This is a genomic window from Spongiactinospora gelatinilytica (genome assembly GCF_003236385.1).
GTDB lineage: Bacteria > Actinomycetota > Actinomycetes > Streptosporangiales > Streptosporangiaceae > Spongiactinospora > Spongiactinospora gelatinilytica.
The window spans coordinates 1-1,233 of record NZ_POUA01000737.1 but is presented as its reverse complement, the minus strand read 5'-3'; the positions used below and the strand labels follow the sequence as shown (position 1 = coordinate 1,233).

Here is a 1,233-nt window from a genome sequence, read left to right as displayed (position 1 = left end):
GTCCACACCTCGTCCTTGAAGGTGGTGTGCCGCAGGGTGCCGTCGGCGTCGCGGTAGACGCAGTGCAGCAGGCCGCCGGCGGAGGCGAGGGCGGGGGCGTCGTAGCTGCGGGCGTCGAAGGGCTGCCCGGGGCGCCAGTCGATGCCGTCGATGGAGACCGACCATTGCAGGCGGTCGCCGATCAAGGGGGTGTGGACGCAGTACAGGCGATCGTTGTGCACGGCGATGCCCGGGATGGTGATGCCGGAGTGGAGGTTGACCGGTACGGGCGGGCCCCAGCCGTCGGCGGTGGTGTAGCTGGTGCGCATCATGTTGGACATCATGCGCGCGTTGAGGTTGCCGCGTACGTAGAGGTTGGTGACCTCCAGGTCGGGGACGGTGACGGTGACCATCGCGGTCAGGGTGCGCTCCACGGTGGTGTTGCCGGATTGGGCGATGCCGCGCAGGTAGAACGGAGTGGTCTGGCGCAGGTTGTTGACGGTGTACCTGCGCACGTTGGTGACGTCGATTTCGGCGGTGCCGTACAGCAGCCGGTATGACGCGCCTTCGGACGCATCCCAGGTGAGGGTGACGCTGCCGGAGTGTTCGAGGGTGAGGGGCGAGGCTTTGAGGTTGGACAGGCGGAAGTCGGGCGGGAACTTGCCGACGAGGATCAGGTCGCTGTCGTCCTGCCAGGTGCTGCCGCCGGTGCGCCGCCAGGAGACGGTGATGCCGAGGGGGACGGTACCGACGGCGTGGTTGACGGGGATGTCGCGCATCTGGATGGTCGCGCCGCTGCCGGGGGCGATGACCGCGCTGCCGCCGGGGGGTGTGAAGACGATCTGCTGTTCCTGAGGGTCGTGCGCGGGTGTCCAGGTGGTGCCTTGGTGGTTGACGGTGGCTTCGATCTGCTCCAGGTGCTCGGTGAGGGAGTGGGCGTGTGGTCCGACGGGGAAGCCCACGGTGATGCGGCGGACGTCGATGGAGTTGTAGTTCATGGCGCTGGCCACGATGACGATGTCGCCGCGTTCCAGGGCCCCTTGTGCGGGGGAGACCCGCAGCGGGTCAGGGTCGGTGTTCATGTCGTAGACGAGACCGGACTGATCGATGGAGGAGGCCGAGTGGCCGCCGGTGGAGGCGATGGACTGGGAGACGGTCAGGCTCATCGGGCGGTTCCATTCGGGTTTACCCCATCGGTGTCCCGGCTGTCGGAGTCTGAGCCTTGGCCGGTTTCAGGATCGGGGGTGTGGCGGG

1 protein-coding gene is annotated in these 1,233 nt (G+C 67.7%); it reads right to left on the bottom strand.

What is annotated here, in order from left to right:
* Positions 1-1,145, bottom strand: a 1,145-nt coding sequence (locus C1I98_RS39035) for a hypothetical protein (RefSeq protein ID WP_111172200.1), incomplete at its 3' end; no start/stop codon positions are given.
* Positions 1,146-1,233: the final 88 nt, after the last annotated feature.